Below are 25,567 nucleotides of genomic sequence, written 5' to 3' on the forward strand. Positions count from 1 at the left end.
TGCGTTGCCGCTTGCCCTGTCGATGGAGGCGCATTATAGGGAACGAATTCTTTCTGGCAAGGCTAAATTGCATGTTTTTTTGATAAAACCGCACAACCGTTCAAACAACAAACAAAAAGAAGAAAGTTCGAGCTAAATCACACATTCTGGAGGCAGATGACAGGCAAGCCCCCTCTCAACTCATATAAGCCATTTCGGATTGTTGACGCGCCAGCCAAAGCTCCTCCATCTCCAACAAGGTTTGATAGATTTTCTCCGCCTGCTCTGGTCGGCTGAACAGATAGCCCTGCCCATACAAGTGGATATCGGTCAGGGATCGCAGCACATCCAACTGAGCCTGTGTCTCAATCCCTTCACACACCAGACTCTTGCCCAGCATCGACCCCATCCGACAAATATTGGCGACCAGTTCGGATGCCTCCATTGAAGTGTCAATGCCCTGTATAAATGAACGGTCGATCTTCACTTTGCTGACCGGTAACTTTTGCAGATAACTCAAAGATGAATAACCGGTACCAAAATCATCTAATGCCAGCAGTACCCCCTGCTGATTGAGATCCTGCATCAGTTGCAGCGAGTTCTTCACTTCCCGCATGGTGGTATCTTCCGTGACCTCCAGGACCAGGCTACGGGCAGGCAGATGGTGCTCCATCAATGCCTTGGCTACCAGTTTGAGCAAATTACGCTGGTACATGCCTGGCGAGATATTCACACACATTTGCAGATCAACCATACCAAGCTGGTGCCACTGATAGAGCTGCTCGCAAGCTGTGTTCAGCACCCAGCTGCCAACCCGTTCGGCAAGCTGGAACTCCTCAGCCACCATAATCACTTCGTTTGGCGGAATGAAACCGAGTTCCGGATGCCGCCAGCGCAACAGAGCCTCGACAGCTTCGCAGCGGCCACTCTCTAGATTGACGATGGGTTGGTAATAGAGTTCCAGCGCATTGTGTTCCAGCGCCATGATCATGTCCGACGCCAGATGTTTGCGCCGCGCCGTCTCGTTGAGCAGGGAGTTATCGTAAATCACATAGGGGACATGGGTCTTGCGACTATGGAACAGGGCCTGTTCCGCACGACTCAACAACTCCTGAGTCTTGTCGCTGTCCATCGGATAGAAGGTAATCCCGATCCCGACTTCAAGCCGGAAGGGATAGTTGTCATAGACGATATCTTGCTTCAGCGCATGCAGCAATCGCGCTACCAGCTCCCTGACCTGACGCAGATCGCTGCTGCCACGCTGAATAATGGCAAATTGATCTCCCCCCAGACGTCCGCTCCACTCCCCCTCTTCACAGAGCACTCTGATCCGGGTGGCAAACTCACAAAGCAGATAATCACCGGTGTCATAGCCAAACTTGCTGTTGATATCCCTGAAGTCGTTGATATCGACCAGCACAAGTCCAAACGGAACCTCCTGTGTAGCGTACAGCTCCATCCGCTCCAGCAAAGCAACCCGATTGGACAACCCGGTCAGCGGATCCCGTCTGGCTGCTCTGAAATGGCGACGCCCTTCATATATAAGCAGCATGCTGAGCAGCAGCACTGACATGACCAGACCGGAGACCATCAGCAACAGGGCATTACGCAATTGGCCAAAATGGCGATCGTTCTCGGAATAGACGTTAATGTTCTTCTGCATCACAGAAGCGAGGGAGTAGGAGAGCGGCTCTTGCAGCGGGGCAAGGCGCATCATGATCTGCTGATAGTCAGATGCCCCGCTCTGCAACTTGGTGATGTCGGGCTCTATTTGGCGAATATTAGTTTCAATTAGCTGAACCAGACGCAAGGTTTTCTGCTTGTCCTGCATGCTCTTGCGCAGCTGGCCGCTCAACAGTATGGGCGTTCTGCTCCAGAGAATGTCATAACGCAACATCAAGGTGTCATGATCAATCCCGCCATAGTGATAGACCTCTACCGCATTGAGGAAACGACCGAGCTCCAGCTGCAACTGCATCAGCGCCCAGGAGACATCATAGGTGTATTTCTCCATCGCTCTGGTCGCATTCTGGATCTGCATCAGGCAATAGAGGGTGCTCCCGGTAAACAACAGGATGGATACATACAGAATGACGAGCAGTGGCCACGCCCTGGTCTTTCCTTTCACCCCATGCTCCCGTGCTGTTTTTATCAGTGCTGAATGTCTATCAAATCCAGCTGCCAGATCATCATGTCGGTATATTCGGATCGCTTCAATTCCGGATATTGATCAAGAGGCAGCATAAACCAGACCGGCCCCTTGTCACGCACCCGCATGACAGCGCCGTTGTCTTCCCATGCAAGGATGGGCTCGTATTTGGCAACCTTGTCCCATTCAATGCGGACTTGGAAACTGTTCAGCGCCGTCAACGTAATGGTCTTGCCATCCGCACCGACTGCAGCCAACACATCTGCCAGTTTTGGGCCTCTGTAGGTGTGTGGCTTATCCACCCACGGGTTGCCGGTCACTATCTCATGTTGCGGCAGAGCCTGCAATTTGGCCAGATCAAACAACACCTTGCCATCAACTTCGTCTGCCGACCTGATGTTACCACCCACTTTCAGGATCACCGGCCCAGTCAGCGCCTCAGCAGCCATCACCGGCATGATGACCAATGAACACAGTAGTGTCAGCCAACCAAACATTTTCATATCGCCCCCAGATTTGCTGTCTCAACAGACTCAGTTTAGCTAGATATAAAAAAACGGCTCGCCTTGAGCGAGCCGTTTGTCAAACAGAGCAAGGGGGGATGATTACATCATGCCCATGCCACCCATGCCGCCCATGTCAGGCATTGCAGGGGTATCTTTCTTCGGCAGTTCGGTGACCATGCACTCGGTGGTGATCATCAGACCAGCGATGGAAGAGGCAAACTGCAGGGCGGAACGGGTTACCTTGGTCGGATCCAGGATGCCCATGGCCAGCATGTCGCCATACTGTTCGCTGTAAGCGTTGTAACCAAAGTTGCCTTCGCCGTTCTTCACTGCGTTGGCAATGACGGAGGCTTCCTCACCGGCGTTGATGACGATTTGACGCAGCGGGGCTTCCATGGCGCGCAGGGCAACCTTGATACCGACGTTCTGGTCTTCGTTGTCACCACGCAGACCAGCCAGTTTGGCAGCAACGCGAACCAACGCAACACCACCACCGGCAACCACACCTTCTTCAACCGCGGCGCGGGTAGCATGCAGGGCATCTTCAACGCGGGCTTTCTTCTCTTTCATCTCGACTTCGGTGGCTGCGCCAACCTTGATCACGGCAACACCGCCAGCCAGCTTGGCTACGCGCTCTTGCAGCTTTTCACGGTCGTAGTCAGAAGAAGTCTCTTCGATCTGCTGACGGATCTGGGCAACACGGCCTTCGATCACACCGGCATCACCCACGCCATCGATGATGGTGGTGTTCTCTTTGGTGATGACGATACGCTTGGCACGACCCAGATCTTCCAGCGTCGCTTTTTCCAGCTCCATGCCAACTTCTTCAGAGATGACGGTACCGCCAGTCAGTACAGCGATATCCTGCAGCATGGCCTTGCGACGGTCACCGAAGCCAGGCGCCTTGACGGCAGCCACTTTCACGATACCGCGCATGGTGTTAACCACCAGAGTCGCCAGGGCTTCGCCTTCCACGTCTTCAGCAACAATCAGCAGCGGCTTGCCAGCTTTGGCAACGCCTTCCAGCACCGGCAGCATTTCGCGGATGTTGGAGACTTTCTTGTCAACCAGCAGGATGAACGGGTCGTCCAGTTCAACGGAACCGGTCTCTTGCTTGTTGATGAAGTAGGGGGACAGGTAGCCGCGGTCGAACTGCATACCTTCAACAACTGCCAGTTCATCTTCCAGACCCTGCCCATCTTCAACGGTGATGACGCCATCGCGACCCACTTTGTCCATGGCTTCAGCAATCAGCTTGCCCACTTTCTCGTCGGAGTTGGCGGAGATGGTGCCCACCTGAGCGATGGCATTGCTGTCGGCACACGGCTGAGACAGCGCTTGCAGCTCGGCAACCGCAGCCACAACGGCCTTGTCGATACCGCGCTTCAGATCCATCGGGTTCATACCGGCGGCAACGGCTTTCAGACCTTCGTTGACGATGGCCTGAGCCAGAACGGTTGCAGTAGTGGTACCGTCACCGGCGGCATCGTTCGCCTTGGAAGCCACTTCCTTGACCATCTGGGCGCCCATGTTCTGGAACTTGTCTTCCAGCTCGATTTCGCGCGCAACAGACACACCATCTTTAGTGATGGTCGGGGCACCGAAGGACTTGTCCAGCACCACGTTACGGCCTTTCGGGCCCAGAGTCACCTTGACGGCATCAGCCAGGATGTTTACGCCTTCCAGCATCTTGATGCGGGCTTCGTTACCAAACTTAACGTCTTTAGCTGCCATTTTTCTTCAATCCTTAAATCAATTCGGGGAAAAGGAGGATGGATTACTCTTCGACAATCGCCAGGATGTCGGTTTCGGAGAGGATCAGGACGTCCTGACCATCCAGCTTCTCGGTCTTAACACCGTAGCCTTCGTTGAAGATAACCTTGTCACCAACCTTCACGGCCAGCGCTTTGACTTCGCCATTATCCAGGATGCGACCAGTCCCCACGGCAAGCACTTCACCACGGGTGGACTTCTGGGCCGCAGTACCAGTCAAGACGATACCGCCGGCAGATTTGGCTTCAGCTTCGATGCGCTTGATGATGACGCGGTCGTGCAGTGGACGAATTTTCATCGATAACTCTCCCAAAATGAGTCTCATTGTTGCTTTGAGGAATGGCCGTTCCAGGCCAAATTAGATATGTCCCTGATGTGGGGCAGAGTTGCTAACCCTTCAAGGGCAAATACAAAAAAAATTTTTTCACGTACTATAAACGTCTTCGATGGTTCAGCCATGTCCGCACTCTGGAGCAAGGTCGGTTCAAGCCGCCCGGTTTCCATGCCAGAACCTTCAAAGCCAGCTGTAGAGACGAGCCCTTGACCCGCACCAACCCCATGCTGACAGCCCCTATTCCAGTCGTACTGCGCCAGATGACGGGCCCCATGATCTTCGGCATCATCGCCATTCTGGCCTTCAATCTGGTCGATACCTTTTTTATCGGTATGCTGGGCACCGAAGCTCTGGCTGCCATCAGTTTTACCTTTCCTGTCACTTTTGTGGTTACCTCGCTGGCGATGGGATTGGGCGCCGGATTGTCAGCGGTGATCGGTCATACCCTGGGGCAGGGCAAACACGATGAGGCGGCCCATCTCGCCACCGACAGTCTGTTTCTGGCGGTGATCATGGTGGCCCTGCTCTCCGCGGGGGGCGCTCTCACCATCAAGCCTCTGTTTACCCTGTTGGGCGCCAGTGCCGAGCTTATCTCCCTCATCCATGACTACATGCTGATCTGGTATCTGACCGTCCCCATGCTGGTGCTGCCCATGGTGGGCAATGCCGCTATCCGGGCGACCGGCGATACAAAAACTCCCAGTCTGGTGATGGCAGTTGCCGGGCTGGTCAACGGGATACTGGATCCTCTGTTGATCTTTGGTATCGGCCCCTTTCCCGAATGGGGGATCCGCGGGGCCGCCATCGCCACCTCTATCTCCTGGTTGATGGCGATGCTGGTCAGCCTCTATATCCTGCGTCATCGGGAGGGCTTGCTGCTGTGGCGCCTCTCGCCGCGCGCCCGGTTGCTGACCCACTGGCGGGCGCTGCTCCATGTCGCCGTCCCCGCCTCTTTTACCAATATGCTCAACCCCTTGGCCAATGCGGTGCTGATGACGATCTTTGCAGGACTGGGTACCGAGGTGGTAGCCGCTTACGGCGCCGCATCGCGGGTCGAGGCGCTGCTGCTGATTGTGATGATGGCCCTCGCCTCCGTACTGGCCCCTTTCATCTCGCAAAACTGCGGCGCTGGCAATCCGGCCCGGGCCAAAGCTGCACTGCAGAGCTGCATGAGGTTTGCCCTGCTGTTCCAGCTCGCCATCTATGTCCTGACCTGGCTACTGGCGCCACTCATCGCCAACCTGTTCAGCGATCATCCGCAGGTCATTCGCCTGATTATTCTCTATCTGCATCTGGTGCCGATCGGTTACGGCTTTCAGGGCATGGTGATGCTGCTGGCCTCGGCACTCAATGGCGTGAGGGCATCCAGTATCTCGTTCTTGTTCAACGGATTGCGACTGTTTGGCTTTCTGTTGCCAGGAGCCTGGCTGGGGGCAAAGCTGGGGGGAGAACAGGGGATCTATCTAGGAATACTGCTGGCCAATCTGGCGGCGGGCACCCTCGCGTGGTGGTATGCCCGACACCGCTTCGAGGCGCTGTGCCATCAGGGCAAACCCTGATTCAGTCACTCGCCTCGGGTTTTCATCTCGTCGATTACTCTTTACGCTCAAATTCGCCTTCGATGGTGGTGCCGCCCTGCTTGGCGTTCCCCAGATGATCATCGGACGGTGCGTTGCCAAACGGCGATTGAGTACGCTGGAAACTGCCCATCTGCATCCGGAACTGGCTGCTGCCGATCAGCTTGTCAGCCAGTTTGTTGCGCAGCCAGGGTTGCAGCAACAGCACACCGAAAATGTCGGTCACGAAACCCGGGATAATCAGCAGCAAACCGGCCAACGCCAGCATCATGCCCCCCATCACCTCGCGGCCCGGCATCTCGCCCATCTGCATCTTTTGCTGGGCGCTGAACAGGGTCTTGATCCCTTCACTGCGCACCAGCGAGGAGCCCAATACCGCAGTCAGGATGAGCAAGCCGACTGTCGGCAGCGCCCCGATTACCGAGCCGACCTCGATCATCACGGTGAGTTCCAGTACAACCAGACCCACCAACAACAAAAACAACTTGCCCATATCCACTCCAGCACCGGTAAATTGAGAAAAAGTGGCGCCCATCCAACGATGGTCAGAGGCGATTTTGCCGCCCCGTCATCACCACTTTCTGCCCTGAATAAATGGGGGCAGCCCCCCTCTTTTCAAGTTGGTCAACTGACTCCTACATCATCAGCAATCTAAAAAACCAGCAAAAAGTCACAAAAATTTATAAAAATCATCATGATAAAAACTTCATAACATATGTGTACTTTCCTCAAAGTAATTTGAAAATGTCGCAAATTTAGTGATCCACCTCTAATAACCGATACCTCAATTGGAGTAGTATATTGATTAGTTTTTCGGGAGGTCATTCTCCCAACCGCCCCACTCGATGTGTGGTGCTTCAGGATGAGCTGTGCGCAAGGAACTCGCGACCACTCGGTGAGGATTTTTCCATTTATCTGATTTCTGAGGCATTACAATGAGTGACATCAAGAACGTCCGCATTGAAGAAGACCTGCTGGGCACCAAAGAAGTTTCCAATGATCTCTACTATGGTGTGCACACCCTGCGCGCTGTCGAGAACTTCAAGATCAGCTCTCAGAAGATTTCTGACGTTCCGGAATTCGTCCGCGGTATGGTGCTGACCAAGAAGGCCGCTGCGCTGGCAAACGGTGAACTGGGTACCATCCGTCCTGAAATTGCTGACAAGATCGTAGAAGCCTGCGACCTGATGCTGAACACCGGCAAATGCTTCGACCAGTTCCCGGTCGACGTTTACCAGGGTGGTGCCGGCACCTCCGTCAACATGAACACCAACGAAGTACTGGCCAACATCGCCCTGGAAATCATGGGTCTGGAGAAAGGCCGTTACGACGTCATCAACCCGAACGACCACGTCAACAAGTGCCAGTCCACCAACGATGCCTACCCCACCGGTTTCCGCGTTGCTGTGGTCAACAGCACTGACGTGACCCTGCACGCGCTGGAGCACCTGATCGCGGCATTCGATGCCAAAGCGAAAGAGTTCAAAAACATCCTGAAGATGGGTCGTACCCAGCTGCAAGATGCGGTTCCGATGACCCTGGGTCAGGAGTTCCACGCGTTCGCCGTGACCCTGCGTGAAGAGATCAAATCCATCAAGCGTTGCCAGGAGCTGCTGCTGGAAGTGAACCTGGGGGCGACCGCCATCGGTACCGGTCTGAACACTCCGCCCGAGTACTCTGCACTGGCTATCAAGCGTCTGGCCGAGATCACCGGTCGTGCCTATGTGCCGGCAGAAGACCTGATCGAAGCGACCTCCGACTGTGGCGCCTACGTCATGCTGCACGGCGCCATCAAGCGTCTGGCCATGAAGCTGTCCAAGATCTGTAACGACCTGCGTCTGCTTTCCTCCGGCCCGCGCACTGCACTGAAAGAGATCAACCTGCCGGAAATGCAGGCCGGTTCCTCCATCATGCCGGCCAAGGTCAACCCGGTTATCCCGGAAGTGGTCAACCAATCCTGCTTCAAGGTATTCGGTAACGACATCACCATCACCTTCGCCGCCGAAGCCGGTCAGCTGCAGCTGAACGTTATGGAGCCGGTGATTGGTCAGGCGATGTTCGAATCCCTGAGCCTGATGGAAAAAGCCTGTATTTCCCTGCGCGAGAAGTGCGTGGAAGGTATCACCGCCAACCCGGAAATCTGCATGAATCACGTGCTGAACTCCATCGGTATCGTGACCTATCTGAACCCCTTCATCGGCCACCACGAAGGGGATATCGTCGGCAAGATCTGTGCCCAGACCGGCAAGAACGTCCGCGAAGTCGTTCTTGAGCGTGGCCTGCTGAGCGCCGAGCAGCTGGACGAAATTCTCTCCATCGAGAACCTGATGAACCCGCAATACAAAGCCAAGCGTTTCACCCGCGAAGCTGCCGTATAAGCGAGAGTGGGCCGGGATCTTCCCGGCCCATAAAGTCAGTTCCCGATTGGTCTTTATCCCCAGCCCGATCGGGAATTGGCTTTTTGCCAAATAAAAACCAAAAACTAAAAAATGGAGTTATCGCTATGATTGGAATCGAGTTACTTGTCGTGCTCGCCGCTATCTATCTGGGGGCCCGGATAGGCAGCATCGGCATCGGCTTTGCCGGTGGTCTGGGGGTACTGGTATTGACGTGGGGTCTGGGCATGCCCATCCCGAGCGATCAACTGGTCAGCTACATCCCTTGGGATGTGATCATGATCATCGCGTCCGTCATCTGCGCCATCGCCTGTATGCAACTGGCTGGCGGGATGGACTACCTGGTTTCTTTGGCTGAAAAAGCGCTGCGCAAGAACCCCAAATACATCACCTTCGCCGCCCCGGTGGTCACCTACCTGATGACCATGCTGGCCGGTACCGGTCATACCGCCTTCTCCACCCTGCCGGTGATCGCTGAAGTGGCCAAAGAACAAGGGATCCGCCCATCTCGTCCGCTCTCCATCGCGGTTGTCGCCTCCCAGATCGCCATCACAGCCTCCCCAATCTCTGCCGCTGTGGTTGCCTTCTCCGGCATGCTCGAGCCATTTGGTGTTGACTACCTGACCCTGCTGGCCATCTGCATCCCCTCCACCTTCCTGGCCTGTATCCTGGGCGCCTTCATTGCCAACATGATGGGCAAGCCGCTGGAGCAGGACGAAGTCTATCTAGAGCGTAAAGCCAAGGGCCTGATCAAACTGCGTGGTACTACCAAGCTCGAGATCAAACCGTACGCCAAACTGTCTGTCTGGATCTTCATCGCCGCCATCGTTGCTGTCATGGCTTATGCCACTGCCATCTCCGGTAAAGTGGGTCTGATCACCAACCCGCCGATCCCCCGTGACGGTGCCATCATGGGCATCATGCTGGCCGCGGCCACCATCATGACCCTGGTGTGCAAACTGGACGCCACCCAGGTCACCAACATGCCGACCTTCAAGTCCGGTATGTCCGCCTGTATCTGCGTACTGGGTGTCGCCTGGCTGGGTAACGTCTTCGTGAAAGGCAACATGGACACCATCCAGCTGATCGCTGGCGACCTGCTGAACCAGTACTCCTGGCTGCTGGCCGTGGTGCTGTTCTTCGCTGCCATGCTGCTCTACTCACAGGGTGCAACCACCAAAGCCCTGATGCCTGCCGCTCTGGCACTGGGTGTCAGCCCGCTGACTGCGATTGCCTCTTTCGCAGCCGTGAGCGCCCTGTTTGTACTGCCGACCTACCCGACCCTGCTGGCTGCGGTAGAGATGGACGACACCGGCTCCACCCGTATCGGTAAGGCGGTCTTCAACCACCCCTTCTTCGTACCGGGCACCGCCACCATCGCCATCGCCGTGGCGCTGGGCTTCTTCTTCGGCGGCATCCTGCTGTAATCCTGTCGCCTGCCGATAGCCAAACAAAAATCCCCGCCAGTTGGCGGGGATTTTTTTATCTCTTTACTCTGTACTTGGCTTGGCTGTCTGGCAGCGAGAGACCTGACGTATTATCCGGATGGCTCAACCACGGCGACAGCAGACACCACAACAGCGTGCCAGCGGCGCTATAACCACCGCTGCCGGATTGCCGGAGTAGTAGGGCACCATGGTACTCACCACCACGCCAGAAGGCGGGATCCTTCGAATCAGACCGGATCCAGGGTATCCAGCGGCCAGCGCGGCACGGCTTTGACCGCCAGCGGCTCAAACACGCCCGCTTTCAGGCGCTGCATACCGGCGTAAGCGATCATGGCGCCGTTATCGGTGCAATATTCAGTGCGCGGATAGAACACCTCACCCTTGAGGCTCTCCATCAGCTCGGCCAGCTGGGCACGCAGATGACGGTTGGCACTGACACCACCGGCCACCACCAGGCGCGTGAGGCCGGTCTCTTTCAAGGCGCGACGGCACTTGATGGCCAGTGTATCGACCACCGCATCTTCAAACGCACGGGCGATATCGGCGCGGGTCTGCTCATCGTCACCGTTGGCGGCAATGGTGTTGGCAGCAAAGGTCTTGAGACCGGAGAAGCTCATATCGAGCCCCGGACGGTCAGTCATGGGACGGGGGAAGTGGAAGCGCCCCTTAGTGCCCTTCTCGGCCAGACGGGAGAGCAGCGGACCACCCGGATAGTCCAGCCCCATCAGCTTGGCGGTCTTGTCGAACGCTTCGCCAGCGGCATCATCAATGGATTCCCCCAGCAGCTGATAGCTGCCGATACCGTCGACCCGCACCAGCATGGAGTGACCACCGGAGACCAGCAGCGCCACGAAAGGGAACTCGGGAGCTTTCTCTTCCAGCATGGGGGCCAGCAGGTGCCCTTCCATATGGTGGACGGCGATCGCAGGCTTGTTCCATGCCATCGCCAGCGAACGACCAATAGTGGCGCCCACCAGAATGGCGCCAACCAGACCCGGACCCGCGGTATACGCGATGCCGTCGATGTCATCCTTACCCAGTCCCGCCTCTTGCAATGCCGCCTGGATCAACGGGATCGTCTTGCGAACATGATCCCGGCTGGCGAGTTCGGGGACGACGCCACCGTAGTCCGCATGCAGCTTAACCTGGCTGTATAACTGATGGGAAAGGATCCCTTTTTGATCGTCGAAGATCGCGATCCCGGTTTCGTCACAGGATGTCTCTATGCCCAATACACGCATTGCTAAAAAATTTCACTGCTAAAATGAGACGGCTATGGTAACCTTCGCGGGTTTTTTAAACCAGAGCGATCTCTGCGGGTTTACTTTCATTCCCTGTCCAGAGTATAATTTCGCACCATTTTAAGACATGCTGATCGATTGAAGGTCAGCTAACAATTTATCACTGAGGTGAAAGGCACATGCCAGTAATCAAAGTCCGTGAAAATGAGCCGTTTGACGTTGCTCTGCGTCGTTTCAAGCGTTCTTGCGAAAAAGCCGGTATCCTGTCCGAAGTTCGTAGCCGTGAGTTCTACGAGAAGCCGACTACCATTCGTAAGCGCGCCAAAGCGTCTGCTGTCAAGCGTCACGCCAAGAAGCTGTCTCGCGAAAACGCACGTCGTATCCGCCTGTACTAATCGGGAGATATTGCCGTGTCTCTGAAGGATCAACTCAAGGATCAGCAAAAACTCGCCATGCTTGCCAAAGATAAGGCACGTCTGGGAGCGATCCGCTTGTTGATGGCAGAAATCAAGCAACGTGAAGTCGATACCCGTATCGAGCTGAATGATGAGGATATCCTCGCTGTCGTGACCAAAATGGTCAAACAGCGCCGCGATTCCATCAGCCAATTTGAAGCTGCCGGTCGCCAGGATCTCGCCGACAAAGAGTCCGCCGAGATCGTTGTGTTGCAGGAATTCCTGCCGCAACAGCTGACCGCAGATGAAATTGCTGCCCTGATCGAGCAAGCCATCACTGAAAGTGGTGCTGCCGTCATGGCTGATATGGGCAAGGTCATGGCTGTCTTGAAGCCGAAAATTCAGGGGCGTGCCGATGTCGGCGCCGTCAGTGCTCAGGTGAAAACCCGCTTGGCGTAACAGGCAACTCTCTTGTTTGGTCGAAGAAGCCGTGCTTCCCTTGGAATGCGCGGCTTTTTTATTTTCTCCGCAATGAAACAGGACGGTTATGGCAGGCAGGATCCCCCAATCCTTTATCGACGATCTGCTCGTACGCACAGACATAGTCGAGCTGATCGACTCGCGAGTGCGGCTGAAAAAAGCCGGTAAGAATTACCAGGCTTGCTGCCCTTTTCATAACGAAAAAAGCCCCTCTTTTACCGTCAGCCAGGAGAAGCAGTTCTACCACTGTTTCGGTTGTGGCGCCCACGGCAATGCCATCGGCTTTGTCATGGAGTACGACGGTCTCGAATTTCCCGATGCCATCGAAGAGCTCGCCAGCATGCAAGGCATGCAGGTACCTCGCGAGCAGAGCATCGGCGGCTCGGCCAATAGCCAGCCCGCAGTCAGCAAGGATCTGTTCGAGCTGATGAACCAGATCGCCCGCTTCTACGAGAGCAATCTCAAGAGCGCTCCCCATGCGGTGGAGTACCTCAAGGGACGTGGCCTGACCGGTGAAGTGGTCAAGCGCTTCAACATCGGTTATGCCCCAAGTGACTGGGATCAGGTACGCCGCCGCTTCGGCGCCAGCCGGGATCACGAACAGCTGCTTATCTCGGGCGGCATGCTGATCACCCGTGACAATGGCCCGGGCAGCTATGACCGTTTCCGCGATCGCATCATGTTCCCGATCCGCGACAAGCGTGGCCGGGTCATCGGTTTCGGTGGCCGGGTGCTGGGTGATGGCACCCCCAAGTACCTGAACTCGCCGGAGACCCCCATCTTCCATAAAGGGAGGGAGCTGTTCGGTCTCTACGAGGTGAAGCAGGCACACAAGGATCCACGCCGGATCCTGGTGGTGGAAGGCTACATGGATGTGGTGGCACTCGGTCAGTACGACATCGACTATGCGGTGGCGGCGCTGGGTACTGCAACGACCAGCGACCATATCCACACCCTGTTTCGCACCACTGCCGAGGTAGTCTGCTGCTACGACGGTGACAACGCCGGTCGTGAAGCCGCCTGGCGCGCGCTGGATAATGCCCTCCCTCATCTGCAGGATGGCCGCGAGCTGAAGTTCGTGTTTCTGCCCGATGGCGAGGATCCCGACTCGCTGGTACGCCAGATCGGCAAGGAGGGCTTTGAAGCCCTGCTCGATCAAGCCCAACCGTTCGCCGACTTCATGTTCGAGCGTCTCGGCCGGGATGCGGCCCTCTCCGGTGAGGCAGGCAAGTTTGAAGTGGCCAACAAGGCCGCCGAGCTTATTCGTCGCGTTCCGGAAGGGTTTACCCGCGAAGGGCTGATCACTCGTCTCTCCAGCATGATGCGTTGGGGCGAGAACAAGCAGCGCATCGCCGAGCTCTTTGCCCGCAACAGTCAGCCCAAGGCCGAGGTCAACAAACCCAAGGCAGCCAAGCTGACGCCACTGCGGCGTGCGCTGGCACTGATGGTGCAATATCCGGCAGTAACGGCTGAGCTTCCCCCCATGCCGGAATTAGCCGGGCTACGCGTACAGGGCATCAAGTTCCTGCTGCAACTGCACCAGCAGATCCTGGCACAGCCTAGTATCACAACCGGTATCCTGCTGGAACACTGGCGTGGTACCAAGGAGGGAGAGATCCTCGCTCAGCTGGCCATGCACGACCTGTTCGAGGAGATCAAACTCGATCAGGAGCCGGATATTCTGGGAGAATTGCAGGACACCTTCGTCGGCTTCATCAACCAGTTTCTGAAACAGCGGATCGAAGAATTGCAGGCCAAAGTGGCTCAGGAAGGACTAAGCTCCGAAGAAACCCAAGAGCTGATGATGCTGATAAGAGAGGTGCAAATTGAGAAAAGAAATGAGAGTGGGGCTTGATATTTAAGTGATTAGTCCCAATATGGATAGCGTTGCCCGAATCGACGGGATGAAAAGCAAAATTTTTATAACCGCCTGGCCCCGACAATACTGCGGGCAGGGGTTTCTCATGACCGACGCCGCAACCAGACATAGCATGTCTGGCGGTTTTCTATTAGAATTGGCTATTTGCGCAGCAGCGCACTGTACGCGCAACCTAGCAACACCAACCGGATGAGTTCTATGGAGCAAACCCCGCAGTCTCAGCTTAAACTCCTCGTTGCCAAAGGTAAAGAACAGGGCTACCTGACCTATGCCGAGGTGAACGATCACCTCCCGCAAGACATTGTCGATTCAGACCAGATCGAAGACATCATTCAGATGATCAACGATATGGGCATTCAAGTGGTTGAAAACGCTCCGGATGCCGATGACCTTATCATGGCTGAAGGTGGTACCGCCGATGAGGACGCTGCCGAAGCAGCGGCCCAGGCTCTGGCATCTGTTGAATCTGAGATTGGTCGCACGACCGATCCCGTCCGCATGTACATGCGGGAAATGGGTACCGTCGAACTGCTGACCCGCGAAGGCGAAATCGACATCGCCAAGCGGATCGAAGACGGTATCAACCAGGTACAAAGCTCCGTAGCCGAGTACCCTGAAGCAATTACTTACCTGCTCGAACAGTACGACAAGTACGAAGCCGAGCAGCTGCGTCTCTCTGACATTATCTCTGGCTTTATTGACCCGAACGAAACTGAAGATATGGCACCTACCGCCACGCATATCGGTTCCGAGCTCGGCGAAGACGATCTGGCCGACGAAGATGAAGAGGACGAAGAAGACGAAGACGAAGATGGCGACAGCTCTGACGACGACGGTGACGGTGGTCCGGATCCGGAAGTCGCTCGCGAGAAGTTTGGCGAACTGCGTGCCCAGTATGAAGTGACCCGCCTCTCCATTCAGAAGAATGGTCGCGCGCACGAAGATACCCAGGCCGCCATCGCCCAGCTGGCCGATGTATTCCGCCAATTCCGCCTGATGCCCAAGCAGTTCGATCGCCTGGTCAACAACATGCGTGAAATGATGGAGCGCGTCCGCGTGCAGGAACGCATCATCATGAAGCTCTGCGTTGAGCAGGCCAAGATGCCGAAGAAAACCTTCGTCGCGGCCTTCACCAACAACGAGTGCGAAACTGCCTGGTTCGAATACCAGAAGCAGGCTGGCAAAGCCTGGTCTCCCCGTCTGGTTGAAATGGACGAGGATATTCAGCGCGCCATCGGCAAGCTGCAGCAGATTGAAGAAGAGACCGGTCTGTCGATTGCCCAGATCAAGGATATCAACCGTCGCATGAGCATCGGTGAGGCCAAAGCCCGCCGTGCGAAGAAAGAGATGGTTGAGGCCAACTTGCGTCTGGTTATCTCTATCGCCAAAAAGTACACCAACCGCGGCTTGCAGTTCCTGGATCTGATCCAGGAGGGCAACATCGGTCTGATGAAGGCGGTAGACAAGTTTGAATACCGTCGTGGCTACAAGTTCTCGACCTATGCAACCTGGTGGATCCGTCAGGCCATTACCCGCTCCATCGCGGATCAGGCCCGTACCATCCGTATACCGGTACACATGATCGAGACCATCAACAAGCTCAACCGTATCTCCCGTCAGATGCTGCAGGAGATGGGGCGCGAACCGAACCCGGAAGAGCTGGCCATGCGCATGGGCATGCCGGAAGACAAGATCCGCAAGGTACTGAAGATCGCCAAAGAGCCTATCTCCATGGAGACGCCCATCGGTGATGATGAAGATTCCCACTTGGGCGACTTCATCGAAGATACCACCCTGGCTCTGCCAGCGGATGCGGCGACCAGCGAAAGCCTGCGCAACGCCACCCGCGAAGTGCTTGCTGGCCTGACCGCCCGCGAAGCCAAGGTACTGCGGATGCGTTTCGGTATCGACATGAACACTGACCACACCCTCGAGGAAGTGGGCAAACAGTTCGACGTTACCCGTGAGCGTATTCGTCAGATCGAAGCCAAGGCACTGCGCAAACTGCGCCACCCGAGCCGCTCGGAAGTGCTGCGCAGCTTCCTGGACGAATAGTCCTGACCCTGTGTCAAACTGCTCTGCCAAAGCCCCGCCATGCGGGGCTTTGTTTTGTCTGGCATTTACCCTTGCGACCCTCTTTGCGCCCTCAATCAAGCTGGACAATTAGTCGCCAAGTGGTTGATATGCCTATAGACTGCCCTTTCCTCTTCCCCTATAATCCACGCCGCTAAACGCACAATTTGGCCCCTTAGCTCAGTTGGTCAGAGCAGTCGACTCATAATCGATTGGTCGTGGGTTCAAGTCCCCCAGGGGCCACCAAATTGAAAAAGGCCGCTCATGATGAGCGGCCTTTTTGCATCTGCGGATCGAGCAATGTCCCGTGATAAGCTCGAGGAGGCCATAGAAAAGACCCGCCATGGGCGGGTCTGGGCAGGGTCCGGATCAGGCGCCTCACTCAGAGACAAGGAGCCTAATGCTGAGCCTCAGGTTTGCTCGTTGCTGCCGCTCTGGATGGATGAGCGACGCCCGATGGCAGGCAGCATCCGGGTAACCAGATTGCTGCGCTGACGCCAGGAGGTGAAGACGATGGCCAGCAGGTGCAGACCAATCAGTCCCTGCAGCGCCACCACGCACCACTCATGCCACTCGTCAGCCCCCAGTTCAAATCCCGTCTCGGTATTTTGAAACCAGCCGCTGCCAGCGGTGGCCAGCACGACCAGCCAGAGCGCCCACACGGCCAGCTTGCCGCTACCGTGATGACCCGGTGCCGGAGGCTGCCGCTCACGCATCTCGCGCGCCTGCTGGCGAAAATCCTCCCCGCTGGGGATGAGGGCACCAAGGCGAGCGTAGCCACGGGCGAAAGTGAGCCCCCAGAGCAGACGCAAGGAGACCAGCCCAATGGCACCGTAACCCAGCCACTCGTGCCACTCCTCCCCCGCTTCGTTAACCCAGAGATTGCTGAGGCAGACCGCCACCAAGCCCCAGTGGGTCAGGCGAACCAGCGGATCCCAGCGAAAGGGCTCACCCTTTTTGCTTGGCATATTTGTGGTACTCCTTCTTCAGGTCGTTGACCTTGGCCAGATGTTCGCGCGCCTTGGCCTCATCACCCGCCTTGAGTGCGGCCAAGCTGGCGTCCAGCTCAGTCTGTACCTCGTTCATCCCTTCAAGGAATTTCTCTTTCTTGGCGGCCGGCATGTTCTTCTGCTTGGCCACATCAAGCTGGGCCTTCATCTCGTTGATGTGCTTCTCCATGGTGGCTGCATCATCAGCCTTGACGGCCTGCTTGTAGTTGAAGCCAATCTTCTTCATCGGCTGTTCCAGATCCCCCGCCACGGCAGACAGGGTCATCAGGCCAAACATCAGGGGCAGCAGCAGGGGGCGGACGGTTTTCAACATGGGATTTCCTTATATAACGACATGCTCGAATTGTTAGGGGTACTTATGAATCCAAACAAGAATTCATCACCAGCATGATGCCATGACTCATGGTGAAACGTTTGTGAAAAATGCTGTTTTTTGTGGCAAATAGTGACAGATATGCCGCGCTTGTTTGCGCTTGGTAACTGATTGAACGCAGTTGACGCGCACCATGAGGATGGTTGAAAGCGGTAAACAGGGACAAAAAACCCCGCCGTAGCGGGGTCTGAATCAACTGGCCATTTGCGTGCGTCAGTTACTCCCGTTCGCGAGCAATGGCGCGCCAGCCGATATCCTTGCGGTAGAAGACGCCATCCCACTTGATGCGGCCAGCGAGCTGATAGGCACGCTGCTGGGCTTCTGCAACCGTATGGCCCAGCGCCGTGGCGCACAGTACACGACCGCCAGCGGTCAGGCTGGTATCGCCCTCCAGGCGGGTACCAGCATGGAACACCTTCTCACCCGCCACTTCATCCACCGGCAAGCCGCTGATGGGGTGGTTGGTGCTGTAATCGCCGGGATAGCCACCCGCCGCCAACACCACGCCGATAGCGGCGCGGGGATCATAGATGGCCTCTTTCTGATCCAGCTTGCCTGCACAAGCCGCCAGACAGAGCTCTACCAGATCGGACTGCATCCGCAGCATGATGGGCTGGGTCTCGGGATCGCCAAAGCGGCAGTTGAACTCGATCACTTTGGGATTGCCAGCACCGTCGATCATCAGACCGGCATAGAGGAAACCGGTGTAGACATTGCCTTCGGCCGCCATACCACGCACGGTCGGCATGATCACCTGCTCCATCACGCGTCGATGTACCTCGGCGGTCACTACAGGCGCCGGGGAGTAAGCCCCCATGCCGCCGGTGTTGAGGCCGGTATCACCGTCGCCAACCCGCTTGTGATCCTGACTGGTGGCCATCGGCAGCACGTGCTCGCCATCGACCATGACGATGAAGCTCGCCTCTTCACCCTCCAGAAACTCCTCAATCACCACCCGGGAGCCCGCTTCGCCAAAGGCATTGCCGGAGAGCATGTCGCGCACCGCGTCTTCCGCCTCCCGCAAGGTCATGGCGACAATCACCCCCTTGCCCGCCGCCAGGCCATCGGCCTTGATGACGATGGGGGCACCCTTCTCGCGCAAGTAGGCGAGCGCAGGCTCCACTTCGGTGAAGTTCTGGTACTCGGCGGTCGGAATGGCGTGACGGGCCAGGAAATCCTTGGTGAAAGCCTTGGAGCCTTCCAGCTGGGCAGCGGCAGCGGTCGGGCCAAAGATCGGCTGACCGGCGGCGCGGAAGGCATCCACCACCCCTTTCACCAGCGGCGCTTCCGGCCCGACGATGGTGAGGCCGACCTGCTTCTCTTTGGCAAAGGCCAGCAGCCCTTCGATATCGGTCGCCTCGATGGCGACGTTCTCGACACCCGGCTCAAGCTGGGTGCCTGCGTTGCCCGGCGCCACAAAAACGTGACGTACCAGCGGGGAGAGTTTGGCCTTCCAAGCCAGAGCGTGTTCGCGGCCACCGTTGCCAATGATCAGTACTTTCATCGTATCGCTCGCTTCTATTTGTGGTCACTGGACGGCCTCTCTGGCCGTCAGTCAGTGGAAATAGTCAGTTGAAAAGAGACAACAAAAGGGCCGCCATCGGCAGCCCCTGACCCATCAATGACGGAAATGGCGCATGTTGGTGAACACCATGCACATGCCGTGCTCGTCGGCGGCATCGATCACCTCCTGATCGCGCATCGAGCCACCCGGCTGGATCACGCAGGAGATACCGGCCTGCGCGGCAGCATCGATACCGTCGCGGAACGGGAAGAAGGCATCGGAGGCCATCACGGAGCCCGCCACGGTCAGCCCTTCGTCCGCAGCCTTGATACCAGCGATTTTGGCCGAATAAACACGGCTCATCTGGCCTGCGCCGACGCCGATGGTCTGGCCATCTTTGGCGTAGACGATGGCGTTGGATTTGACGAACTTGGCCACTTTCCAGCAGAACAGCAGATCTTGCAGCTCGGCCTCGGTCGGCTGACGCTTGCTGACCACGGTCAGGTCGCCCAGCGTCACCATGCCGAGATCCCGCTCCTGTACCAGCAGGCCGCCGTTGACGCGCTTGAGGTCAAACCCTTGCGCCGGTGCCGTCCACTGCCCGCATTCGAGCAGACGCACGTTCTGCTTGGCGGCGACCGCATCGCGGGCCTCCTGGCTGACGGTCGGGGCGATGATCACTTCGACAAACTGGCGGGCTACGATGGCTGCCGCAGTGGCGCCATCCAGCTCGCGGTTGAAGGCGATGATGCCGCCAAAGGCGGAGGTGGGGTCGGTCTGGTAGGCGCGATCGTAGGCACTCAGCAGGTCGTTACCTATGGCCACACCGCAGGGGTTGGCATGCTTGACGATGACGCAGGCCGGCTCGTCGAACTCCTTCACACACTCCAGCGCCGCATCGGTATCGGCGATGTTGTTGTAGGAGAGCGCTTTGCCCTGCAGCTGGATAGCGCTGGAGACAGAACCCGGCGCGGCATGCTCTTCGGCGTAGAAGGCGGCAGCCTGATGGCTGTTTTCGCCGTAACGCATGTCCTGCTTCTTGATGAACTGGCTGTTGAAGGTGCGCGGGAAACGGGACTCCTCGTCACCCTCCTTGTTGTCACCGTAGGAAGGAACCATAGTGCCAAAGTAGTTGGCGATCATGCCGTCGTAGGCGGCGGTGTGCTCGAAGGCTGCGATGGCAAGATCGAAACGGGTCGCCAGTTTCAGGCTGTTGCCGTTGGCATCCATCTCGCGAATAACCCGATCATAGTCAGCAGCTTTGACGACGATAGCGACATCTTTGTGGTTTTTGGCGGCAGAACGCACCATGGTCGGGCCGCCGATGTCGATGTTCTCGACCGCATCGGCCAAAGTGCAGCCCGCTTTGGCCACGGTTGCAGCAAAGGGGTAAAGGTTGACGACAACCATGTCGATGGGGGAGATAGCGTGCTGGGCCATGATGGCGTCATCCTGCTCCCGACGGCCGAGGATGCCGCCATGAACCTTGGGATGCAGGGTCTTGACCCGGCCATCCATCATTTCAGGGAAACCCGTGTAGTCGGAGACCTCGGTCACCGGCAGACCCGCCTCGCCAAGCAGCTTGGCGGTACCGCCCGTGGAGAGCAGGGCAACACCACGCTCGTTGAGTGCCTTGGCAAATTCCAGAATGCCGGTTTTGTCAGACACACTCAGCAGTGCACGGCGAATGGGTCGAGCTTGTTCCATCACACTATCGTCCTCAACATAACGGGGACCGTTCCATGGGAGGCGAGGCTCAACACAGAGAGTCCCCAAATAAATGGAAGTGGGGGATTTCGCAAACCACTCTCGCCCCGACATCCGGCAAAAGCGTTTTAGGAAATGCCCGCTTGGTGCGGCGCTCTGTTATGGGCGCGTATTCTACACAAAAAATGTGACCTGTGGTGGATTTTTTGAAACGGCAAAGCCTTATTTGGCGCGGCGTTAAACGTTTTCCAATTGATTTTCTCGAAACGTTTGCACTTTCAGTGTTTTATGGAAAAAAGGGTCGCCAGGAGATGTTTATCTGCCCCTTTTATGCCCTTGGCTGGCAATCCATGGGCAAAGGGGTGATAGTGGATTCCGGTTTTTGTGGCGGCATATATTCAAGGGGAGAGAGAGCATGTATCGGATCGGTGAACTGGCCAAGGCGTGCGGGGTCAAGGCAGATACCCTGCGTTTTTACGAGAAGAACGGGCTTATCTCACCGGGGATCCGCAACGAATCCGGCTACCGCCTCTACAGCGAACAGGACAAGCGGCGGCTGGAGTTCATCATTCGCGCCAAGTCGGTGGGATTCTCGCTGGCCGATATCGGCGAGCTGCTCGACCTCGATACCAACAAGGCCAAAGTCACCTGTCAGGAGGTGAAAGCAGTGGCCGACACCAAGCTGGCACAGGTGGAGCAGAAGATCATCGAACTGACCCGCTTTCGCGACAACCTGCGCGAGCTCTCCAATATCTGCTGCGGCGGCCCCCGCTCGGCGGAGCACTGCGCCATCCTCGAGACGCTGGAATCTGGCGCCCCGGCCCATCACGAGCATCACAACCACGACCAGCATGACCCGGTTCACGGCTGACATGGTATGCCTGACTGAGCGTGCCTGGCTCAGTGTAACTGACTCGGCGCGCCCGACGCATTGCTCCGGCGGCGATTTGGTGACAAAATCGCCGCGTTTTTAATCGGTGCCAGTGCATCCGGTTGCCGGGCGCTAGCCTGCACAGGCGCCCGCAGCGAAAACCGCCATCCAGACACAAGAATCAACACACCAAGAGAAAAGAAGAGGAGCCATCATGGCCAACATTCGGGTCGACCAACCCGCCCTCCCCCGTGAGGAAGATGCGCAAGGGGGCTGCTATGCCCATCAGCGCGGTGAGATAAAGGATAACCATCTGCATGCCCTGCTCTGTGATCCCCTGTTTCGCAGCAGGGTCGAGCGCAACAAGAAGGGCAAGGGGAGTTACCAGCGCAAGGCCAAATTTGGCAAGCGGTGGGAGCCCGGCCAACAGCAGATGATCCGCGTCTGCTGCTGAGCGGGTTTCTACCGACCATAAACAATCAGGGCGCCAATGGCGCCCTGATTGTTTTGACAGAAGAAGCGATTTGGCAACGCCAACTCACAGCCTCAACAGGCCGCTCACTCATCCATAAAGAGTTCGAGCAATACGTTCAGATAGCGATGGCCGAGAGAAGTGAGCTGCCAGCTATCCCCCAGATCCTCGATAAGCTCCTTGCTTTGGGCGATGGCGAGCACCGTCTCTACCCGCTCCAGTGGCAAGCCAGTATAGGCCTCGAACTCCGCCTTGGGGGCCGGTTCAAACAGGCGGAAGCGGTTCATGAAGTATTCGAGCGGCAGATCGTCTGCCGTCACCTGCCACTGCTCGTCCAGATAGGGGCGACTCTTGTCCAGATACCCTTTTGGATGCTTCACCTTGGCGGTGCGCAGGATCTGTTGGTTCGCGAGATCGGTCACCTTGCCGTGGGCGCCACAGCCAATCCCCAGATAGTCGCCGAAACGCCAGTAGTTGAGGTTGTGATGGCACTGGTAGCCCTCTTTGGCATAAGCCGAGATCTCGTACTGGCGATAACCGCTGGCGGTGAGCATGGCGTGGCCCTGCTCGTAGATGTCCCACAGGGTGTCATCTTCCGGCAGTTTGGGCGGCTTGGAGGCAAACGCCGTGTTCGGCTCTATGGTGAGCTGATACCAGGAGAGGTGCGGCGGGGCGCAGTCGATCGCCTGCTGCAGGTCATAAAGGGCGTCATCCAGACTCTGATCCGGCAGACCGTGCATCAGATCCAGATTGAAGGTGGGCAACTTGATGGCATGGGCCAGTGCAGCGGCCTTGCGCGCCTCTTCCGGGCCGTGAATGCGGCCGAGGCGGGTCAGCTTCTCCTGCTGAAAGCTCTGCACCCCGATGGAGATACGGTTGATGCCGGCGCGCTGGAAACCGACGAACTTGTCCGCCTCCACCGTGCCCGGATTCGCTTCCATGGTGATCTCGCAATCCGCGGTGAGCGGAATGCGGGCCCGCACCCCGTCCAGCAAGGTTTGCATCGCCTCCACCGTCAACAGGCTGGGAGTGCCACCGCCGATAAAGATCGAGGAGAGCGGCCGTCCCTGCGCCCACTTCAGATCCTGATCCAGATCCTCCAGCAGGGCGGCGACATATTCGAGGTGAGGCAACTCCCCCTTCTGGGCATGGGAGTTGAAGTCACAGTAAGGGCACTTCTGGACGCACCAGGGCACATGAATATAGAGAGAGAGCGGCGGCAGTTGCAGCATGGGGCTTCCAATAAAACGGGGGCTCAAGGCCCCCATTGTAGATGACTATGTGTGATTGACCGTGTGTAACCAACAAGGTGGCGAAGTGACTCAGTGCGCCGCAGCCAGCGCCGCTTTGAGCTTGGCCAGCGCCTGACCGCGATGGCTCAGCTGGTTTTTCAGCTCGGCTGGCATCTGGGCGGCGGTGCAGTCGTGATCCGGCACGAAGAAGACGGGGTCATAGCCAAAGCCATGTTGACCGCGCGGCTCGTCGATGATCATCCCTTCCCAGCTCGCCTGACAGATGATGGGAGTGGGATCGTCGGCGTGGCGCATATAGACCAGCACACACCAGAAGCGGGCGCTCTTCAGATACTCGGGGGCACCTTGCAGCTCACCGAGCAGCTTCTCGATGTTGGCCTTGTCACCGGCACCCACACCGGCAAAGCGGGCGGAGTAGACGCCGGGGCGCCCTTGCAGCAGATCGACTTCCAGTCCGGAGTCATCGGCCACGGCGGGCAGACCGGTAATGCGGGCGGCGTGGCGGGCCTTGATGATGGCATTCTCGACGAAGGTGGTGCCGGTCTCATCGGCATCGGAGACCGCAAACTCGCTCTGTGGGATCACCTGGATCTTCATATCGGCCAGCATGGCGGCCAATTCCTTCACCTTTTTCTGGTTACCTGTTGCCAGGACAAGCTTGTTCATCGAGCACCTCCGCAAAAATAATCTGCGCATTCTATGCGGCGCAAGCGTTTAGTAAAAGCGCCAATTACACCCGCTGTGATGGGGTTACGGGGGATTTGCCGCCATCGAATAACCAGCTTTTTAATACATGTTTCCATAATGGAATAACCAAAGTGATTAAATACCATTTCTATTCATTACTGTGAGTCAGTAGACTCGCGCCCCAATTCATTAACCTGGCTGACTAAAGAGGTGACAGATGCCATTGATACTTTTACTCGTACTACTGGTGCTGTTCAGTCCGCTGGCTATCGACATCTACCTGCCCGCCATTCCGCAGATGGCCGAGCAGCTGGGCGCCGAAGTAACCCTGATGCAGGGCACCATCACCAGGTTCCTGTTCAGCATGGGACTGGGGCAACTGCTTGTTGGCCCGCTGGCCGATCGCTACGGTCGCAAGCCCATCGCGCTGGGCGGCGTGCTGCTCTATGGCCTGAGCGCGCTGGGGGCCGGTTTTGCCGCCAGCCTCGGCGAATTGATGCTGGCCCGGGTGCTGCAGGGCTTCGGCGCCTGCGCTACTTCGGTCGCCGCCTTCTCGGTGGTGCGTGACAGCTATGGCCCGAAAAAGAGCGGTCAGATGATCTCCTACCTCAATGGCGCCATCTGCTTTATTCCTGCGCTGGCGCCCCTGCTCGGTGGCTGGCTCACCGCCAAGGCGGGCTGGTCTGCCAACTTCTGGTTTATGGCCGGTTATGCGCTCATCGTCGGCAGCTGGCTGATGTGGCGGATGCCGGAGACCCGCCCGGAGGAGACCCGCAGTGAAGGGGCCCTCATCAGCTGGTCCCGCTACAGCCCTGTGCTGCGCTCACCCAGCTTCCTGTTCAACGCGGCGCTGTGCATGCTGGCGATGGCGGTGATCCTCGCTTATGTCACTGCTGCACCGGTGCAGCTGATGGTGAAATTGGGGCTGGATATGAGTGGCTTTAGCTACTGGTTCACCGCCAACGCCGCGCTCAACATTCTGGCCTGCTTCATGGCGCCACGCTTTATCGCCAAAGTGGGGCCAAGACGCACCCTGCGCATCGGCCTGCTGGTGTTGATGCTCTCTGCCATCACCCTGACCCTGGCGATGCACATCGAACATCCGCTGGCGATGATGGGGCCGGTGTTCCTCTCCAGCATCGGCTTTGCCATGATTCTGGGCTCGGCCGCCGGCATGGCGCTGGCACCGTTCGGCCACTGCGCCGGTACCGCCGCCGCCCTGCTCGGCCTGTTCCAGATGAGCGGCTCCGGCGCGTTGGTTGGCCTGACCGGCGCCCTGATGCACGACCCGCTGAGCCAGCTGGCGCTGCATATGTGGCTGCTGCTGCCGCCCCTGGTGATGCTGATGACCCGACGCGGTCGCCGCTTGTGTTTGCAATAAATCCTGTGCTCTGATGGGCACACTCAGGGGGCCATCGGCCCCCTTCTCGTTTGTATCGCCTTTACAGCACATGGCCATC

General features: G+C 57.3%; 22 protein-coding genes and 1 tRNA gene. 11 read left to right on the forward strand and 12 right to left on the reverse strand.

Features of this window, described 5'->3' with window-relative positions; translation table 11 throughout:
* Nucleotides 1-175 precede the first annotated feature (175 nt).
* The 4 genes from L972_RS05100 to L972_RS05115 all read right to left on the reverse strand — a co-directional run bounded on the left by L972_RS05100 (nt 176) and on the right by L972_RS05115 (nt 4,705).
* Complete coding sequence (locus L972_RS05100; RefSeq protein ID WP_047436282.1) at nt 176-2,107, reverse strand: putative bifunctional diguanylate cyclase/phosphodiesterase; 1,932 nt, start codon at nt 2,105-2,107, stop codon at nt 176-178.
* A gap of 23 nt (nt 2,108-2,130) precedes the next feature.
* On the reverse strand, nt 2,131-2,631 hold the full coding sequence (locus L972_RS05105) for a molybdopterin-binding oxidoreductase (RefSeq protein ID WP_019444953.1): 501 nt from the start codon (nt 2,629-2,631) through the stop codon (nt 2,131-2,133).
* 102 nt (nt 2,632-2,733) lie between these two features.
* Nucleotides 2,734-4,368 carry a chaperonin GroEL gene (gene groL, locus L972_RS05110; protein WP_005340575.1) on the reverse strand — a complete coding sequence of 545 codons (1,635 nt, stop codon included), beginning with the start codon at nt 4,366-4,368 and terminating at the stop codon, nt 2,734-2,736.
* Between the two features lie 43 nt (nt 4,369-4,411).
* Entirely contained in the window at nt 4,412-4,705 is a 294-nt protein-coding gene (locus L972_RS05115) for a co-chaperone GroES (protein WP_005340573.1), read from the reverse strand.
* Nucleotides 4,706-4,965: 260 nt separating this feature from the next.
* On the opposite strand from L972_RS05115, the gene L972_RS05125 reads away from it, so the two are divergent.
* Nucleotides 4,966-6,300, forward strand: coding sequence for an MATE family efflux transporter (locus L972_RS05125; RefSeq protein ID WP_231560900.1), 1,335 nt, complete (start codon nt 4,966-4,968; stop codon nt 6,298-6,300).
* 34 nt (nt 6,301-6,334) lie between these two features.
* Here the strand turns inward: L972_RS05125 and L972_RS05130 are convergent, their stop codons facing one another.
* Complete coding sequence (locus tag L972_RS05130; protein WP_047436286.1) at nt 6,335-6,811, reverse strand: FxsA family protein; 477 nt, start codon at nt 6,809-6,811, stop codon at nt 6,335-6,337.
* A 442-nt stretch (nt 6,812-7,253) separates the two neighbouring features.
* Here L972_RS05130 and aspA point away from each other — a divergent pair, with 442 nt between their 5' ends.
* The gene (aspA, locus tag L972_RS05135; RefSeq protein ID WP_005340569.1) at nt 7,254-8,696 is read left to right on the forward strand and encodes an aspartate ammonia-lyase; all 1,443 of its coding nucleotides are present in this window, start codon (nt 7,254-7,256) and stop codon (nt 8,694-8,696) included.
* Nucleotides 8,697-8,821: 125 nt separating this feature from the next.
* Nucleotides 8,822-10,141, forward strand: coding sequence for an anaerobic C4-dicarboxylate transporter (locus tag L972_RS05140; RefSeq protein ID WP_005340568.1), 1,320 nt, complete (start codon nt 8,822-8,824; stop codon nt 10,139-10,141).
* A 248-nt stretch (nt 10,142-10,389) separates the two neighbouring features.
* Here L972_RS05140 and tsaD read toward each other — a convergent pair whose 3' ends face one another.
* The gene (gene tsaD, locus L972_RS05145; protein ID WP_047436290.1) at nt 10,390-11,403 is read right to left on the reverse strand and encodes a tRNA (adenosine(37)-N6)-threonylcarbamoyltransferase complex transferase subunit TsaD; all 1,014 of its coding nucleotides are present in this window, start codon (nt 11,401-11,403) and stop codon (nt 10,390-10,392) included.
* A 179-nt stretch (nt 11,404-11,582) separates the two neighbouring features.
* Between tsaD and rpsU the strand changes: the two genes are divergently transcribed.
* The 5 genes from rpsU (at nt 11,583) to L972_RS05170 (ending at nt 16,476) form a co-directional block, all read left to right on the forward strand.
* Nucleotides 11,583-11,798: a 30S ribosomal protein S21 gene (gene rpsU, locus L972_RS05150; protein ID WP_005309452.1), complete on the forward strand. Its 216-nt coding sequence runs from the start codon at nt 11,583-11,585 to the stop codon at nt 11,796-11,798.
* Nucleotides 11,799-11,813: 15 nt separating this feature from the next.
* A complete protein-coding gene (locus L972_RS05155) occupies nt 11,814-12,257 on the forward strand; it encodes a GatB/YqeY domain-containing protein (protein WP_005349081.1) in 444 nt (147 codons plus the stop codon).
* An 88-nt stretch (nt 12,258-12,345) separates the two neighbouring features.
* Nucleotides 12,346-14,133, forward strand: a complete 1,788-nt coding sequence (dnaG, locus tag L972_RS05160; RefSeq protein WP_047436295.1) for a DNA primase — start codon at nt 12,346-12,348, stop codon at nt 14,131-14,133.
* Nucleotides 14,134-14,316: 183 nt separating this feature from the next.
* The gene (gene rpoD, locus L972_RS05165) at nt 14,317-16,212 is read left to right on the forward strand and encodes an RNA polymerase sigma factor RpoD (protein WP_263718854.1); all 1,896 of its coding nucleotides are present in this window, start codon (nt 14,317-14,319) and stop codon (nt 16,210-16,212) included.
* A 187-nt stretch (nt 16,213-16,399) separates the two neighbouring features.
* Nucleotides 16,400-16,476 (forward strand) — tRNA-Ile (locus L972_RS05170).
* 164 nt (nt 16,477-16,640) lie between these two features.
* Here the strand turns inward: L972_RS05170 and L972_RS05175 are convergent.
* The 4 genes from L972_RS05175 to purH form a co-directional block, all read right to left on the reverse strand.
* Entirely contained in the window at nt 16,641-17,198 is a 558-nt protein-coding gene (locus tag L972_RS05175; RefSeq protein WP_047436297.1) for a cytochrome b/b6 domain-containing protein, read from the reverse strand.
* Nucleotides 17,179-17,553: a cytochrome b562 gene (locus L972_RS05180; protein ID WP_047436300.1), complete on the reverse strand. Its 375-nt coding sequence runs from the start codon at nt 17,551-17,553 to the stop codon at nt 17,179-17,181. The genes L972_RS05175 and L972_RS05180 overlap by 20 nt, the downstream gene beginning before the upstream one ends.
* Nucleotides 17,554-17,830: 277 nt before the next feature.
* Entirely contained in the window at nt 17,831-19,117 is a 1,287-nt protein-coding gene (gene purD / locus L972_RS05185) for a phosphoribosylamine--glycine ligase (RefSeq protein WP_047436304.1), read from the reverse strand.
* A gap of 114 nt (nt 19,118-19,231) precedes the next feature.
* Nucleotides 19,232-20,824 carry a bifunctional phosphoribosylaminoimidazolecarboxamide formyltransferase/IMP cyclohydrolase gene (gene purH / locus L972_RS05190; RefSeq protein WP_047436307.1) on the reverse strand — a complete coding sequence of 531 codons (1,593 nt, stop codon included), beginning with the start codon at nt 20,822-20,824 and terminating at the stop codon, nt 19,232-19,234.
* A 415-nt stretch (nt 20,825-21,239) separates the two neighbouring features.
* On the opposite strand from purH, the gene zntR reads away from it, so the two are divergent.
* On the forward strand, nt 21,240-21,695 hold the full coding sequence (zntR, locus tag L972_RS05195) for a Zn(2+)-responsive transcriptional regulator (RefSeq protein ID WP_043825867.1): 456 nt from the start codon (nt 21,240-21,242) through the stop codon (nt 21,693-21,695).
* Nucleotides 21,696-21,909: 214 nt separating this feature from the next.
* Nucleotides 21,910-22,149 carry an alternative ribosome-rescue factor A gene (locus L972_RS05200; protein ID WP_047436310.1) on the forward strand — a complete coding sequence of 80 codons (240 nt, stop codon included), beginning with the start codon at nt 21,910-21,912 and terminating at the stop codon, nt 22,147-22,149.
* A gap of 104 nt (nt 22,150-22,253) precedes the next feature.
* Here the strand turns inward: L972_RS05200 and hemW are convergent, their stop codons facing one another.
* Complete coding sequence (gene hemW / locus L972_RS05205) at nt 22,254-23,399, reverse strand: radical SAM family heme chaperone HemW (protein WP_047436313.1); 1,146 nt, start codon at nt 23,397-23,399, stop codon at nt 22,254-22,256.
* Between the two features lie 90 nt (nt 23,400-23,489).
* Complete coding sequence (gene rdgB / locus L972_RS05210) at nt 23,490-24,086, reverse strand: RdgB/HAM1 family non-canonical purine NTP pyrophosphatase (RefSeq protein WP_005340539.1); 597 nt, start codon at nt 24,084-24,086, stop codon at nt 23,490-23,492.
* A gap of 238 nt (nt 24,087-24,324) precedes the next feature.
* Here rdgB and L972_RS05215 point away from each other — a divergent pair, with 238 nt between their 5' ends.
* Nucleotides 24,325-25,488 carry a multidrug effflux MFS transporter gene (locus L972_RS05215; protein WP_047436316.1) on the forward strand — a complete coding sequence of 388 codons (1,164 nt, stop codon included), beginning with the start codon at nt 24,325-24,327 and terminating at the stop codon, nt 25,486-25,488.
* Nucleotides 25,489-25,567: the final 79 nt, after the last annotated feature.

The sequence above is a fragment of the Aeromonas sp. ZOR0001 genome (assembly GCF_000801015.1).
GTDB lineage: Bacteria > Pseudomonadota > Gammaproteobacteria > Enterobacterales > Aeromonadaceae > Aeromonas > Aeromonas veronii.